Genomic DNA, 12,756 nt, shown 5'->3' with positions numbered 1-12,756 from the left:
ACCATACCGGCCGAAAAGTGTGCCCCGGGCATTTGCCCAGGGCACACGCTTGTCACCGAAGCAGGTTCACAGCATGTCGGCCAAGAAATCGAAATCCTGACCGGCGGCTTTCTTCAGACGGCGACGTTCACGCTCGGAGAGTCCCCCCCAGATGCCGAAGCGTTCGTCGTGCTCCAGCGCATATTCCAGGCACTCCGCTCGCACCTCGCACGACTGGCAGACCTTCTTCGCCTCCCGTGTCGAGCCGCCCTTCTCGGGGAAGAACGCCTCGGGATCGGTCTGCGCGCACAAGGCACGTTCCTGCCAGCCCAGATCTTCGTCTGCGCCGTGCGCCAGCGGGATGACCTCGCTCATGCGCACCTCCTATTGCCCCCCTCGATGTACCCTCCCATTCGACCCCCAGGAGGGTGTAAACACACCTTGAAATTACACGTGCGCCGCTGGCTATACGTCAAGCACGTGGCGTGGTAATCCACTGAATATCATGTAACGAACCGCCTACGGGCGTCCGTTCACGCCCGTTCAGCGGATTACCACGCAATTCCGCGAGAATCAAGGTGCTGCCAGGGGAAGACTAGCGACGGTCGTCGTCGCGGTACCAGGCCTGCTGCGCTTCTCCGGTTTCGGCCTGCCCCTGCTGGTCAGCTGGATAATTCTCAGCGTAGGGACTACCCGTACCGAACTGCGCGTAACCCGGATCACCATACTGGGCGGCGTCGTTCGCGTTCTGCTCCTCCGAACCGAAGAACTGGCCCATGGGCGTGTCGCGGCGCTCCCCGCCCTGGTCCGCGGGCTGCTGGTACCAGCCGTACTGGACGGCTTCCTGCGCGGCCTGCTCTCCGGGCTGCCCGGGGTCGGCACCGGGGGGCATCGGAGCGTACTGGGAGGGGTCGTAGGCACCGCTGTAGGCCTGCTGGCCCCCGGTTCCGTACCCGGGGGAGGCGTAGGCGTCGTATCCGGCCGGCTGACCGCCACTCGTGTAGCCCGGCTGTCCCGCGTAAGGCATCTGCTGCTCAACAGGCCAGTTCTGGTTGTAGGCCTGCTGCTGGTACTGCCAGTCCTGGCCGTAGGCCTGGTGCCCGCCGCTCGGCTGGGAGTAGGGGTCCCCCGGCTGTGACCAGGCCTGGCCGTACGCCCCCTGGTTCGGATCGGCGTACTGGCCCGGGTCACCGTAGCCCTGCTGGGCGGGCTGCTGGTAGGCCGGGTCGGCATAGGGCTGCTGCACCTGCTGGTACTGATCAGCGTAGGGGTGCTGCGACGGGTCCACGTACGCCTGCTGCTGAGCGGGGTCGGCGTAGCCCTGCTGCGCCCAGTCCTGCTGGAAGCTCGGCTGCGCACCGGTCGCATACCCCTGGTTCACCTGCGGGCCGAAGGGTTGCTGCGCCCCGGTGTGCGGAGCGAACCCCTGGGGATGTCCGGGGTGGCCCATCGGGGAGACCGGCGCGGCACGGGGCACCAGGTTCTGGTCGCCGAAGACCTTCAGCAGGAAGAGCCCGGCGAACCCGAGGATCGCCAGATAGCCGGCGGTTTCGAAGAAGCTGGCGAAACCGACCCCCATGGTGTCGTTGTCGTTGGCCGCGACGAAGCCCATGATCAGGGTGATGACCCCCATGAGCGCCGCGGTCCCGGAGAGGATGAGCGCTGTCAGCACGACGGGGAAGGCGGCGGACCTCTGCGGCGCGGTGACGACGAGGAACACGGCACCGAGAATCAGAGCGACGATGATCGGTCCGAAGAAGGCCGAGTGGCCTATGGCGCTGATGGTGTGGGCAGGGCTCGATTCGTACCCACCGGCTCCGAAGATGTAGATGAGGCCTCCGAGCATCTGCGCGCCCACAGCGCCGAGCAGCACCCAGGCGGCAGGTACCCGCAAGCTCTGAATTCCTTGGTTGTTCAAGAGAGGTTCCCCTCCGCTGCTTCGCCGTCGCGTCGGTGGAAGCTTTGCATATTGTTGGTTCGTCGAGTGAATCGGCCGGCCAGGCAGCGCAGCGGGACGGAGGTTCTCCCGCTCGCGCACGTGGCCCCCGGGTTGTCTGCGCGCCGGGCGGGGTGTGTGGGAACGCACTCCGCGGCCGGGACCGACGCGGGACATATACGACGCCAGACTGCCAGACTTGGGCGCATGCGGATAGTCGTGCCGGCCGGAGGTATAGGAGGCGCGCGGTTCCTGCGCGGCCTCAAGGCGACGCTCGGGATCGGAGCCGGCGCTCAAGAGAACAAGGCGACGATAACGGTCGTCGGCAACACCGGGGACGACATCACCCTGTTCGGCCTGCGGATCTGTCCGGATCTGGACACTGTGATGTACACACTGGGCGGCGGGATCAACGAGTCGCAGGGATGGGGGCGCTCCGGCGAGACGTTCACCGTCAAGGAGGAGCTCGCCGCCTACGGCATGCAGCCGACCTGGTTCGGCCTGGGCGACCGCGATGCCGCCACGCACATCGTCCGCGCGCAGATGATGGCGGCCGGCTACACGCTGTCCGAGGTCACCGAGGCGCTGTGCGACCGTTGGAAGCCAGGTGTGCGGCTGCTCCCCATGACCGACGACCGGGTGGAGACGCACGTGCTCGTGGAGGAGGGGCAGGACCGGCGGGCCCTCCACTTCCAGGAGTGGTGGATACGGCACCGCGCAGCGCTGCCCGCGTCGGAGATCGTCCTCGTCGGGGCCGAGGACTCGGCGCCGGCTCCCGGTGTGCTGGAGGCCGTCGCGGAGGCCGACATCGTGCTGCTGCCGCCCTCGAACCCGGTGGTGAGCGTCGGCTCCATCCTGAGCGTTCCGGGAATACGCGAGGCGCTCAACAGCGCAACCGTGGTGGGAGTCTCGCCCATCATCGGCGGGACGGCCGTCCGCGGTATGGCCGACGCCTGCCTGGCCGCCATCGGTGTGGAATCCAGCGCCCAGGCGGTCGCCGGGCACTATGGCCCGGAGCTGCTGGACGGCTGGTTGGTGGACGAGGTCGACGCCGGGGCCCGCGTGAAGGGCGTCGAGATCCGCTCGCGCCCGCTGTACATGAGCGATCCGGAGTCGACCGCGGCGATCGCGCGCGCAGCGCTCGACCTTGCCCTGGAGCTGAAGGAGCACCGAGCGTGAGCATCGGGTTGACCATCCACGGCGTCCCCGGCATCCCCGAGGTCGGACCCGGCGACGACCTCGCTGGGCTGATCGCGGACGCGGCCGAAGGGGCCGCGGCGCACACCGCACCCGTTGGAGGTATCCGGGACGGCGACATCCTCGTCGTGACCTCCAAGGTCGTCAGCAAGGCCGAGGCGCGGATCCGGCGGATGGACCGCGAGAGCGCGATCGAGGCCGAGGCGGTGCGTGTGGTGGCGCAGCGGGGCGATACCCGCATCGTGCAGACCCGCACCGGCCTGGTCATGGCCGCGGCCGGGGTGGACACCTCCAATGTGGAGAGCGGGCACGTGCTGCTGCTTCCCGAGGACCCCGACGCCTCGGCCCGTACGCTCCGGGCCGGGCTGGCCGCACGGCTCGGTGTCCGGGTGGCGGTGGTCGTCTCGGACACGTCCGGCCGCCCGTGGCGGATCGGCCAGACCGATGTCGCGATCGGCGCGGCGGGCATCAGCGCCCTGGAGGATCTGCGAGGCGCCACCGACACGCACGGCAACGTCATGGAGGTGACGCTCAACGCGGTCGCCGACGAGATCGCCGCGGCCGGCGAACTGGTCAAGGGAAAGGCGAGCGGGATTCCCGTGGCGGTAGTACGCGGCCTGGCTCACCGAGTGACCGAGGATGACGGACCCGGCGCCGCCGCGCTGGTCCGCTCCGCCGACGACGACCTGTTCCGCTACGGCTCACGCGATGTCGTGCCCGCCCGCAGGACGATCCGCGAGTTCACCGGCGATCCGGTGGATCCGGCGACCGTGCGCCGGGCGGTGTCGGCGGCGGTCACCGCCCCGGCCCCGCACCACACCACCCCGTGGCGCTTCGTGCTGGTGGAATCGGCGGCGACGCGCGCCCGGCTGCTGGACGAGATGCTCGAAGCCTGGATCGCGGATCTGCGGCGCGACGGGTTCTCCGAGGCCGCCATCGCCAAGCGCACCCGCCGCGGTGACGTCCTGCGCCGCGCCCCCTACCTGGTGGTTCCGTGCCTGGTGGCTGACCGCGCGCACCCCTACCCCGATCAGCGCCGGGCGAGCGCCGAGCGGTCGATGTTCCTGGTCGCCATGGGGGCGGGGGTGCAGAACCTGCTGATCGGGCTCGCCATGGAAGGGCTGGGATCGGCCTGGGTCTCCTCGACGATGTTCTGCCCCCAGGTCGTCCGGGACGTCCTGGAGGTGCCGCCGGAATGGGAGCCGATGGGAGCGGTCGCCGTCGGCCGCCCTGCCGTCCCGCCGAAGGCCCGCCCGCCGCGCAAGCCGGAGGCGTTCATCGAGGTGCGATGAACCGGCCGCGGCTTTTTCCCCGCCGGAAAGCGCCGGTCACGAACACCCTTTACTGAAAACTTTCTTTCCCATTCCATTGACACTCCCGGCGGTCGACTCTTAAGTTTCCTAACAATTAAACCTCGGCCGAATCCGGCCCCGGAGAACCGGTCGACCGTGCGCGAGCGGTGCCCGCATCGGCGGCCGCCGCGACCGCTCCGTGTCACGCCGTACCCGCTCAACGGATCAACGGGCAAGGAGTGTCCCCCATGCACGCACCCCCAAGACGCAGTACCGCTCTCACCCTTTCCGCGCTCACCGCCCTCCTCGGCGGCCTTCTCATGACCGCCCCTTCCGCTCAGGCCCAGCAGGCCGAGGCCGGGCAGTCGGACGTTTCCGCGAACAGCGGCCAGTGGCTCACCGGGTACTGGCACAACTTCGACAACGGCTCCAGCATCGTGGAGATCAGCGAGGTGCCGTCCGCCTACAACCTGATCGCGGTCGCCTTCGCGGACAACCACCCCGACCTTCCCGGCGGCATCACTTTCAACCTGAACAGCGACGAACTGAACGGGTACACCGAGCAGGAGTTCAAGGACGACATCGCCGCCGTCCAGGCGGAGGGCCGCAAGGTCATCGTCTCCGTGGGCGGTGAGCTCGGGCACGTCGACGTCACCACCCCGGAGGAGGCGGCCAACTTCGCCGACACGACACACGACCTGATGCGGGAGTACGGCTTCGACGGCGTCGACATCGACCTGGAACACGGTGTCGATGCCCAGTACATGGCCGACGCCCTGCACGACCTCCACGGTCAGGCGGCGGAGGCGCCGATCATCACCATGGCGCCGCAGACGGTGGACTTCCAGACCCCGGAGCAGCAGTACTACCGGCTCGCCGAGGAGATCTCGGCCATCCTCACCATCGTCAACATGCAGTACTACAACTCCGGGTCGATGCTGGGCTGCGACGGCGGCGTTCGCACCCAGGGCACCGTCGACTTCCTCACCGCCCAGGCCTGCATCCAGCTGGAGATGGGACTGCGCCCGGACCAGGTGGGGCTCGGCCTTCCCGCCACTCCCGCCGCCGCGGGCGGCGGCCACCAGCCCCCGTCCAACGTCGTCCAGGCTCTGGACTGCCTGGAGAACGGGGAGAGCTGCGGCTCCTTCGCCCCCGACGAGCCCTATGGACCGATCGGCGGTGCGATGACCTGGTCGATCAACTGGGACGCCACGAACGGATACGCGTTCGCCGACACCGTCGGCGGCCGGCTTGGCACCGGCTGACCAGCGGAGCACCGTTCCCGGCCGGGCCGCGGTTCGCGGCCCGGCCGGTCAGACCACCGGCAGCCGGAGCCGCCGGACGCTCTCGGCCACGCCGTCGTGGGCCTCGGCGACCGCGCGGCGCTCCCCCGGGACCTCCTCGTAGAGGGTAGTGCGTTGGCGCAGCGGGCGACCGGTCGGCTCGACCAGGGCGCGGATGTCGCTGATGGTCTTGAACGACCCGTGGTCCGAGCCGGCCATCCTGCTGATCGTCTCCTCCATCAGCGTCCCGCCGACGTCGTTGACCCCGCCGGCCAGCAGCCGGCGGCAGGTCTCCTCGGCGAGTTTCACCCAAGAGCACTGGATGTTGTCGATGTGGCCGTGCAGCAGCAGGCGGGCGAGCGCGTGCACCGCCCGGTTCTCCCGGACGGTGGGACCGGTGCGTGCGAGACCGGCCAGGTAGATCGGCGCGTTGGTGTGCACGAACGGCAGCAGCACGAACTCGGTGAACCCCGGCCGCCCATTGCGCTCCAGGGAGCGCTGCTGCAGCGACCGGAGCAGCTTGATGTGCGCCACCCAGTGCTCCGGCGTGTCGACGTGGCCGTACATCATGGTCGACGTCGTGGGCAGCCCGAGATCGTGTGCGGTGCTTATCACGTCGATCCACTCCGAGGCGGGGAGTTTGCCCTTGGTCAGCACCCAGCGCACGTCGTCGTCCAGGATCTCCGCCGCTGTTCCCGGGATCGAGTCCAGGCCGGCCTCGCGGGCGCGCTCCAGCCATTCCCGGATCGGCAGGTTGGTCCGCGACGCCCCGTTCATCACCTCCATCGGGCTGAACGCGTGGACGTGCATCTCCGGTACGCGCTCCTTGACCGCACGTGCGATGTCGAAGTAGGCGGTGCCTGGCAGATCGGGGTGGATCCCGCCCTGCATGCACACTTCGCCGGCACCGGCCTCCCATGCCTCCTCGGCCCGGTCGGCGACCTGGTCCAGTGAGAGCGTGTAGGCGTCGGCGTCCGTGCGGCGCTGGGCGAACGCGCAGAACCGGCAGCCCGTGTAGCAGACGTTGGTGAAGTTGATGTTCCGGGTGACCACGAACGTCACGTCGTCGCCGACCGCGTCGCGCCGGACGCCGTCGGCGAGTGCCGCCAGTTCCTCCAGCTCGGAGCCGTCCGCGTGGAGCAGTGCGAGCGCCTGCTCGTCGGTGAGGCCCGCGGGGTCGGTCTCGGCGCTGCGCAGCGCGTCGCGGATCTCGGGAGCGAACCGGCGGGGTGCGCCTGGATCCGCCCCGGGCCACGGAACACGGTCGCGCAGCCCCTCCCAGTCACCGTAGACGGCGTCGAAGTCGCCCCGCCGGTCCTCCGCTCGGCCCTCGGTATCGACGGCCGTGTGCAGGTCGGTACGGCCCGAGGCGGCCATTCCGGCCTCCGGCTCCTGCCACGGCCGGCCCTCGGCGGCCGCGTCCTCGCGGGCCAGCCCGGTCCGCGGGTCGGCCAGGGCGGCCACATGGCCGCTGACGCGGGGATCCAGCCACGGCTCGCCCCGCAGCGCGTACTCGGGGTAGACCGTGAGCCGCTCACGCAGTTCGAAACCGGAATCGGCGGTGTGCCGGGCGAGCTCCTCGATGTGCGGCCAAGGGCGTTCGGGGTTCACGTGGTCGGGGGTGAGCGGCGAGACGCCACCCCAGTCGTCGATGCCGGCGCGCAACATGAGCCCGTACTCGTCGCCGATCAGGTTCGGCGGCGCCTGGACCCGCATCCTCGCCCCCATGACCAGGCGGGTGACCGCGATGGTGGCGGCGAGCTCGGCCAGCTCGGCGTCGGGACGATGCATCATCGCGGTGTCGGGCTTGGCCCGGAAGTTCTGCACGATGACTTCCTGGATACCGCCGTACTCGCGTGCGACCCTGCGCATGGCGAAGACGGAGTCGGCCCGTTCCGCCACCGTCTCCCCGATCCCGATGAGGATGCCCGTGGTGAAAGGGACATTGCAGCGCCCGGCGTCCTCCAGAACACGCACGCGTACGGCGGGATCCTTGTCGGGGCTGCCGTAATGCGCCTGCCCGCGCTCGGTGAACAGCCGCTCCGACGTGGTCTCCAGCATCATGCCCATCGACGGCGCGACCGGCTTCAGCCGCTGGAGGTCCGACCACCTGAGCACACCCGGGTTGAGGTGCGGGAGCAGGCCGGTCTCTTCCAGCACCATGATCGCCATGGCGCGCACGTAGGAGAGCGTGTCGTTGTAACCCCGCTCGTTGAGCCATTCCTGCGCCTGGCTCCAGCGGTCCTCCGGCCGGTCGCCGAGGGTGAAGAGCGCCTCCTTGCACCCCATCGCGGCGCCCCGCCGCGCGATGTCGAGGATCTCGTCCGGCGAGAGGTAGGGGGCGTCGAGCTTGCCCGGGACCGTTGCGAACGTGCAGTAATGGCAACGGTCCCGGCACAGCCGGGTGATCGGAAGGAACACCTTGCGGCTGTAGGTGATGATCCCCGGCCGGCCGGCCGCCTCCAGCCCGGCGTCGCGCACCCGCGAGGCGTAGCCGAGCAGTTCGTCGAGGTCGTCTCCCCTGGCCTGCATCAGCACCCCGGCTTCGGCGGCGTCCAGGGCCTTGCCGTCGCGCGCCCTCGCCAGCGCGCGGCGCATGGCCGACCGTGTTGGTGTCGAGGCGTGTTCGGATCTCCCGTCTGCACCACTCATAGCTCGCACGATACGCGCCGGTAGCCGTGCTCTTCGCGCCAGGTCCGCTCAGCGTGCGGCCTTCGCCGCGAGACGCTCCTCGATGTAGTCCTCCCAGCGCCGGATGATCACGGAGAGGTCGTAGACCTTGGAGGAGCGCAGCGCCGCCTCGCCCATGCGCAGGCGCTCGTCGCGGTCCTCCACCAGCCGCAGCATCGCCAGGCCGAGCGCGTTGACCTCCTGGGCCGGCACCAGCAGGCCGTTGCGTTCGTGTTCGATGAGTTCCGGGGCCCCTGCGGGCAGTCGAAGCTGACCACCGGCACCCCGACCGAGAACGCCTCGATGATGGTCATCCCGAACCCCTCGTGCTCGAACTGACCGCCAGAAGCGACGCCTTGGCGAGTTCCCCGGGCAGATCCCTGGTCCGGCCCATGAGGGTGACCTGGTTTCCCAGGCCCATCCTGGCGATTCTGGCCCGGAGGTTGTCCTGTCCCCGGCCTCCGGCGTAGATCCGCAGCCGCCAGTCGGGATGCACCCGGGCGACCATCGAGAACGCCTTGAGCAGCTTGGGGTACTGCTTGACCGGTGCGATCCGCCCGGCCGCCGCGATGATGGGGTTCTCCTGGCTGGAACGCGGATAGTCCCCCGGCGGCAGGGCGTTGGGGATGGTGGCGAGCCAGCCGGGCGGGGGGCGCAGGAAGTCCAGATACCTCTGGCGGTCGGCCTCTGTCAGCACCGCCATTCCGTCGAGCCGCGGGTACCGGCGACGGATCGCGGCACGCAGGTCCGGCTCGTGGTTCCCCAGATGGGTGTGCTCCTGGCCGATGGTCAGCAGGCGGGAGGGCGCCCACTTGGCCAGCAGCAGGTTGATCCCCGGCCGGGTGCCCATGACGACGTCGGCGTCTGTTCTGCGCAGGTAGTCGCGCATCTCGCGTTCGGTCCGGGCGGTGATGAACTTGTTACTGCGGAGCTCGGATTCGGGAACGGTCCAGGGGGTTCTGCGCTCCCGCCACTGGTCGAGCCAGCCGGGCGGCTCCCTCCCCTCCGCCATCCTCCCGATAGGCAGTAGCGCCTTCAGGGTGACGTCGTCCGGCAGCGTGAAGAACGGTTCCTCGGCGTGCTGGACCAGGCTGACGATCTCCACTTCGTGCCGTTCCGCGAGCCCCCCGGCGAGGTTGAAAACGGTCCGGATCGTACCGCCCATACCGTAGGCGTTCGCGATCAGGATCGATATCTTCACCGACCACCGTCCCTCGCCACCGTCGCCAGCAGGGAGAGTTCGTCGTCGACCGTGTAGTACGGCCGGATCCGGATGGCGTCGCCGGCCCCGCGGAGCAGCACGTCGGGGTAGCTGACCTTCGCCTTCTTCTCCACGATGTCGTCGGCGTGCGCGCCGAGGCGCAGCCCGCTCTCCTCCGCGTTGGTCTGCAGCCACAGGTCCCATTCGTTGTGCGCCCGGTCGGGATCGTGCTCGGCCACGATCGGCCGCAACGGGATCTCGCAGCTGAACCGGCCGTCGACGAGGTCGGCCTCAGCCACCACCACCCCGGAACGCTGCCGCTGGCAGGCGACAACGCGGGCCGCGGTACGTCCTTCGCTTCGCGGCGCGTACGCCAGCACCCCGGAGACGGTCACGCTCTCCTCTCCGACCTCGACCCACGCGACCTCGGCGTAGGGCGTGACCGACGTCGAACGGAGCCACAGCCCTCCCTGCGGGTCGCGCAGTACCCGGAGTTCGCGCTTGCGCGGTTCCGCGAGGTAGGCCACGCGTTCCGCCAGGTTGAATCCCGAGTCCTTGGTGGCGACGGGATTGTGCCGACCATCACGGTCGATCCACAATACCTCCCAGGTGCCGTCGTCCAGAGCAAGGTCGCCCAGCTCAGCGCGGATTTGGTCCCCCAGGAGACGCACATTCGTGACGCGCACGGTCTTCGCGGAGTCCTCGCGATGGCGCAATGCGAGTGCCGCGTTCCCGCCATTGTTCGGGCCATTCCCAACCCTCCGAAAACGCAGTTCCAGAACGTCCCTGCTGTCGATTCGACTCACCTCTGCCTGCATTGGCCCCCCAAGCCTCGCAACAAACCCGGCGTGTCGCGCTGACGGCGCCACGCAGCCGGCCCGCGCGGCGTATCCGCCGCTCGGCCGCACCCCCGATGAAAGCCGGAACAATCTCCGACGTTTCCGAACATTACAACGAAATAATTAAAAAACCGGTAACCGTCACTTCAGCGGTTGTGCTTCCAGAGGCCCTCTGGAAGGGAGGTCCCCAATCACCGGTTCGAGCGATCGCCGATCCGGCCACCGCGAGACCGCAGCGGACCTGCGAACCGGGACGAGAACATCCGTGATACCCGACTGCCCTACCGGAAAGCCGCGGAAACGGACGTGTCCGAGAACACAACCCCTACTCCGCCGCCACAAGTCCGGGTTACGAGTCCCGTTTGCGGGCGCGGACCAGGACAATGCTGCCGCGATCGTCCGGCCGGTGGGTGTCGCTGAGCCAGACGACCGGGATCAGCGGGGCGGCGGCGTTGAAACCGGCCCTGCCGCCGTGCGCCGACAGCATCAGATAACCACGCTCGGCTCCCCGGCCGCGGAACTGGTAGGTGTACTCCCGGATATCCATCCCACTCTGCGCGAGCAACTCGGCGAGACACTCGTGAGTGTAGGTCCGCCGCACGTCGTAGCGCCTGCTGTGCGCCTCGAACAGGGCGGGCCACTCGGCCCGGCGCGACAGGCAGTCGGCCGACAGCACCAGTTCGCCCCCGGGTTTCAGGACGCGCGACATCTCCCCCAGCGCGGCCGCTCCGTCGTCGAAGTGCTCGATGGCGCATATGGACATCACCTTGTCCACGGAGGCGTCCCGCACGGGCAGGCGCAGCGCATCGCCCTCGACGAGAGCGGGAGGAAGCCGTAACCGGGAGCCGCGTGCCATCTTCGCGCGCGCCAGGTCGATCGAGACCGCACGCGCGCCGCGGCGGCTGGCCTGCCCCGCCCAATAGCCGTCGCCGCCGGCGACATCCACCACGACCTGCCCGCGCAGGTCACGACCAAGCCAGCGCAGCAGGACCCCGGCTTCGCGGTACCGGCACACGTGGACCCGGTGCCCGGCGAAGGCGACGAGATCTGGGATTCCCATGGGTTCACCCTAACGACAGCAGGCGTTCCGCCCGGACGTCAGCGAGATGTCAGCGGCACCGCAGAACGGCCCGCTAACGTGCCTGGCCGGAGCCGACCTCACGGCCCGACCTGGTACGGGCCGCCCCAGCGGAGGGAAGGGAGCGAGGAGATGCCAACGGCGGCACCGGACCCCCGGGAGCTCCCTGAGATCCGGGTAAGGGGAAACCCCGCGCTCAGCGTCCGCGTGCGGGAGGGTGAGGGCGTCCCCATCGTGCTGCTGCACGGTCTCGGGCGCACCCTGGAGGACTGGGAGCCCATCGCTCTCCTGCTGGGCCGAAACCACCCGTTGTACGCGGTCGACCAGCGGGGGCACGGCCTCTCCGAGGACGGCGCGTGGTTCCTCGACGGCTATGTCGACGACCTCATCCGGGTGATCGGCCACTTCGGGCTGAAACAGCCGGTCGTCGTCGGCCACCATCTCGGCGGGATGGTCGCGGCCCTCTACGGGACCCGCCGCGAGGACCTGACAGCGGTGGTGAACATCGAGGGGCACGGCTGGCCCCGCGCCGAGAGTGTCGCGGAAGGGCTCGGCTTGTCGCCGGAGAATGCCCAGCACCAGGTCACCGCTGTGCGGCGGTTCGCTGTCGAGCATCTGGCATCCGTGGCCGCGCCGATGCCGCTCGACGCGTTCGAGCGGCTGGTGGAGGGGCTGCGCAGTGGGCCGCTGGGCATGCCCGGCGCGGTCCTGGAGGCCTCGGTGCACCGGGCCGTCACCGCCGAGCGCGATGTCGTCTCGCCGCGTCCGGGGCCGCGCGCGATCCGCGCGCTCTGCCGGGCGCTCGACGAGTTCGAACCGGACCGGGTCGACCGCGAGCTGCGCGTCCCCGCGCTCACCCTGGTGTCGACCGTACCGCTCCCCCTCGTTCCGGGCGCCCCGCTGCGCCTGCACGACGTGCTGTCCGCACAAGCCGCGCACGAGCTGACCGCCCGCACGGGCCAGCTCACCGTGCGGGGAGTGGACGCCCCGCATACCATGCACCTCTCCCACCCGGACACGGTCGCGAGTCACATCGAGGACTTCCTGCACGCCGTCTGACCGCTCCCGCGGCAACGGCGGCCTTGCATCCGGACCTCGAAGGAAGCCGCCCGCCGGCGGACTACGCTGGCCACGTGCTGACCCGACTGCGCGCCAACCGGTGGGTGCGCCTGACGATCGTCCTGGTCGTCCTGGCGTGCGCGGGCTTCGCCCTGCACAGCCGCTGGGGGGAGGCCGGCGGCGCGCTCGGGGCGCTCGCGCCGGGGACCGTCGCCGTGTCGG

General features: G+C 69.6%; 11 protein-coding genes. 4 read left to right on the top strand and 7 right to left on the bottom strand.

Annotation, left to right across the window (positions count from 1 at the left end):
- Window positions 1-66: 66 nt before the first annotated feature.
- Window positions 67-354 (bottom strand): WhiB family transcriptional regulator, encoded by a 288-nt coding sequence (locus VS93_RS20220; protein ID WP_017538535.1) that lies wholly within the window; start codon window positions 352-354, stop codon window positions 67-69.
- Between the two features lie 220 nt (window positions 355-574).
- Window positions 575-1,873 carry a hypothetical protein gene (locus tag VS93_RS20215; protein WP_156184941.1) on the bottom strand — a complete coding sequence of 433 codons (1,299 nt, stop codon included), beginning with the start codon at window positions 1,871-1,873 and terminating at the stop codon, window positions 575-577.
- Window positions 1,874-2,122: 249 nt separating this feature from the next.
- On the opposite strand from VS93_RS20215, the gene cofD reads away from it, so the two are divergent.
- The 3 genes from cofD to VS93_RS20200 all read left to right on the top strand — a co-directional run bounded on the left by cofD (window position 2,123) and on the right by VS93_RS20200 (window position 5,669).
- Window positions 2,123-3,094: a 2-phospho-L-lactate transferase gene (cofD, locus tag VS93_RS29395; protein WP_046471472.1), complete on the top strand. Its 972-nt coding sequence runs from the start codon at window positions 2,123-2,125 to the stop codon at window positions 3,092-3,094.
- Window positions 3,091-4,404 (top strand): coenzyme F420-0:L-glutamate ligase, encoded by a 1,314-nt coding sequence (locus VS93_RS29390; protein ID WP_046471471.1) that lies wholly within the window; start codon window positions 3,091-3,093, stop codon window positions 4,402-4,404. Before cofD ends, VS93_RS29390 begins: the two co-directional genes overlap by 4 nt.
- 248 nt (window positions 4,405-4,652) lie before the next feature.
- Entirely contained in the window at window positions 4,653-5,669 is a 1,017-nt protein-coding gene (locus VS93_RS20200; RefSeq protein WP_046471470.1) for a chitinase, read from the top strand.
- Between the two features lie 48 nt (window positions 5,670-5,717).
- Here VS93_RS20200 and VS93_RS20195 read toward each other — a convergent pair whose 3' ends face one another.
- The 5 genes from VS93_RS20195 to VS93_RS20180 form a co-directional block, all read right to left on the bottom strand.
- Entirely contained in the window at window positions 5,718-8,339 is a 2,622-nt protein-coding gene (locus VS93_RS20195) for a bifunctional FO biosynthesis protein CofGH (protein WP_082127054.1), read from the bottom strand.
- A gap of 48 nt (window positions 8,340-8,387) precedes the next feature.
- Window positions 8,388-8,570, bottom strand: coding sequence for a hypothetical protein (locus VS93_RS33730; RefSeq protein WP_449353799.1), 183 nt, complete (start codon window positions 8,568-8,570; stop codon window positions 8,388-8,390).
- Between the two features lie 97 nt (window positions 8,571-8,667).
- A complete protein-coding gene (locus tag VS93_RS20190; RefSeq protein WP_449353798.1) occupies window positions 8,668-9,558 on the bottom strand; it encodes a glycosyltransferase in 891 nt (296 codons plus the stop codon).
- Window positions 9,555-10,244: a hypothetical protein gene (locus VS93_RS20185; RefSeq protein ID WP_236700636.1), complete on the bottom strand. Its 690-nt coding sequence runs from the start codon at window positions 10,242-10,244 to the stop codon at window positions 9,555-9,557. Before VS93_RS20185 ends, VS93_RS20190 begins: the two co-directional genes overlap by 4 nt.
- A gap of 502 nt (window positions 10,245-10,746) precedes the next feature.
- Window positions 10,747-11,457, bottom strand: a complete 711-nt coding sequence (locus VS93_RS20180) for a class I SAM-dependent methyltransferase (RefSeq protein WP_046471467.1) — start codon at window positions 11,455-11,457, stop codon at window positions 10,747-10,749.
- A gap of 150 nt (window positions 11,458-11,607) precedes the next feature.
- Here VS93_RS20180 and VS93_RS20175 point away from each other — a divergent pair, with 150 nt between their 5' ends.
- On the top strand, window positions 11,608-12,534 hold the full coding sequence (locus VS93_RS20175; RefSeq protein ID WP_046471466.1) for an alpha/beta fold hydrolase: 927 nt from the start codon (window positions 11,608-11,610) through the stop codon (window positions 12,532-12,534).
- The last annotated feature ends 222 nt before the right edge of the window (window positions 12,535-12,756 follow it).

Source organism: Allosalinactinospora lopnorensis (genome assembly GCF_000981225.1).
Classification (GTDB): domain Bacteria; phylum Actinomycetota; class Actinomycetes; order Streptosporangiales; family Streptosporangiaceae; genus Allosalinactinospora; species Allosalinactinospora lopnorensis.
Note: the sequence above shows the minus strand (reverse complement) of the source record. Positions and strands in the feature narration are given on the sequence as shown.

Coding starts and splice junctions, on each gene's coding strand:
- VS93_RS20220 (WP_017538535.1), bottom strand. CDS start 354: ATGAGCGAGGTCATCCCGCTGGCGCACGGCGCAGACGAAGATCTGGGC.
- cofD (WP_046471472.1), top strand. CDS start 2,123: ATGCGGATAGTCGTGCCGGCCGGAGGTATAGGAGGCGCGCGGTTCCTG.
- VS93_RS20200 (WP_046471470.1), top strand. CDS start 4,653: ATGCACGCACCCCCAAGACGCAGTACCGCTCTCACCCTTTCCGCGCTC.
- VS93_RS20195 (WP_082127054.1), bottom strand. CDS start 8,339: ATGAGTGGTGCAGACGGGAGATCCGAACACGCCTCGACACCAACACGG.
- VS93_RS20180 (WP_046471467.1), bottom strand. CDS start 11,457: ATGGGAATCCCAGATCTCGTCGCCTTCGCCGGGCACCGGGTCCACGTG.
- VS93_RS20175 (WP_046471466.1), top strand. CDS start 11,608: ATGCCAACGGCGGCACCGGACCCCCGGGAGCTCCCTGAGATCCGGGTA.